We start from the raw sequence: 1,555 nt of genomic DNA on the forward strand, positions 1-1,555 counted from the left end.
CTGGCTCTGCACCACCTGCTACTCATGCACTGACCGGTGCCCCCGTGACATCGCCCCGACCGATGTTATCATGGCGATGAGAAATCTCGCATTTAAGCGCGAGATTGTCCCACGAAACTTCCTAAACACTGTTCAGTTCATCTATAAGACCGGGCACGGGGTTCCAAACAACGATGTGAACCGTGCAGCCCGTGTCAGGCTCGGACTCGAAGCAGAACCCGAGACGACAGCAAAATATCCGGACTTCATTCCAGGAATTCAGAAGATCCTCGACCACTATGGCCTGAAGGACAAAGCTGATGAAATTCTGGCGGAGGGTCAGTAATGTCAGGAAAAACACACCAATACGCATTCTTCCTTGGATGCATCGCACCAAACCGGTACCCTGGCATTGAGGCAGCGGCCATCAAGACCAGTAAGAACGTCGGTATCGAACTTCTCCCTCTCAAAGGCGCATCATGCTGTCCTGCACCAGGTGCATTCGGGTCCATCGACCTCAAGGTCTGGTACGCGATGGCGGCACGCAACCTCGTCCTTGCAGAGCAGATGAATATGGATATCGCCCTCATCTGCAACGGCTGTTACAAGTCAATCTGGGAGGTTAACCACAAGCTCAAACACCATGACGAGCTCAGGGACGACGTCAACGAAGTCCTCAAAGAGATCGATATGGAGTTTAAAGGAACCATCGATGTCCGCCACCTTGCTGAGATCTACTATGATGAGAAGATCTGTGGTGTGGCAAAACTCGCCGACAGCGTGACAACACCCCTCAAGGGTGTCAAGATCGCCGTCCACTACGGATGCCACCTGCTGAAACCACGGAAAGACCGTGAGTTTGAGGTCGAGGCGGTCGGAGATACCGAAAACCCGATGTGGATGGAGGAGCTCGTTGGCGCACTTGGTGCAGAGCCGGTCCAGTACCGCAACAAGATGCAGTGCTGTGGCGCAGGCGGCGGTGTCCGGGGCTATGATATTGCACATGCCCTCGACATCACCAACGAGAAGCTGATCAATATGAATGAGGTCGGTGCGGACGCAATCACCGAAGTCTGCCCATTCTGTCAGCTCCAGTTTGACCGGGGCCAGATCGAGATCGGGGAGAAGTTCGGTGTCGAGTGGACGATTCCTGTTCTCCACTTCAATGAACTGCTTGGCCTTGCACAGGGCATGAGCCCGCAGGATCTCGCACTTGATCTCCATGGAATCTCCTGCGAACCATTCCTGAACAAACTCCAGTGAGGTGCACTATGGTTGACGAAGCAAAATCACAAAAACCACGAGTTGGTGTATATATCTGTCACTGTGGTACCAACATCGCTGGTTCTATCGACATTAAGGAACTTGAAGAGTTTTCAAAAGGAATTCCAAATGTCGTCCGGGTAGACGAATACCAGTACATGTGTTCAACCCCGGGACAGAAGAAGATCGAAGAGGACATCAAAGAGTACAATCTCACCGGTGTCGTCGTTGCCGCATGTTCTCCACGTCTCCACGAGCCGACGTTCAGGACAGCATCCAAAGAGGGTGGACTGAATCCGTTCAGGTTCGAGAT

Annotated in this window: 1 protein-coding gene and 2 pseudogenes; all 3 read left to right on the plus strand. The window is 52.7% G+C overall.

Annotated features, from left to right (window positions below; translation table 11 throughout):
- Positions 1-325, plus strand: a pseudogene (locus tag QCH34_RS12475) (CoB--CoM heterodisulfide reductase subunit C); the annotation flags it as partial.
- Entirely contained in the window at positions 325-1,242 is a 918-nt protein-coding gene (hdrB, locus tag QCH34_RS12480) for a CoB--CoM heterodisulfide reductase subunit B (RefSeq protein ID WP_300334608.1), read from the plus strand. The pseudogene QCH34_RS12475 and the gene hdrB, both read left to right, overlap by 1 nt.
- 8 nt (positions 1,243-1,250) lie before the next feature.
- Positions 1,251-1,555: pseudogene (locus QCH34_RS12485) on the plus strand (disulfide reductase); the annotation flags it as partial.

It is taken from the genome of Methanocalculus sp., assembly GCF_029762515.1.
Classification (GTDB): Archaea; Halobacteriota; Methanomicrobia; order Methanomicrobiales; family Methanocorpusculaceae; genus Methanocalculus.